This is a genomic window from Terrisporobacter petrolearius, from assembly GCF_020748185.1.
Lineage (GTDB): Bacteria > Bacillota > Clostridia > Peptostreptococcales > Peptostreptococcaceae > Terrisporobacter > Terrisporobacter petrolearius.
On record NZ_JAHZMO010000269.1, the window covers coordinates 1 to 204 of the forward strand.

Consider the following 204-nt stretch of genomic DNA (forward strand, 5'->3'; position numbering starts at 1 on the left):
GTAGACCCGAAACCGGGCGACCTATCCATGGGCAGGTTGAAGCGAAAGTAAAATTTCGTGGAGGACCGAACCCACGAGCGTTGAAAAGCTCGGGGATGACCTGTGGATAGCGGTGAAATTCCAATCGAGCCCGGAGATAGCTGGTTCTCTCCGAAATAGCTTTAGGGCTAGCCTCAAGATTTAGAGAAACGGGGGTAGAGCACT

The 204-nt window shown here is 52.5% G+C and carries 1 rRNA gene; it reads left to right on the forward strand.

Annotation, left to right across the window (positions count from 1 at the left end):
• Positions 1 to 204, forward strand: a 23S ribosomal RNA gene (locus tag K0040_RS20605); the annotation flags it as partial.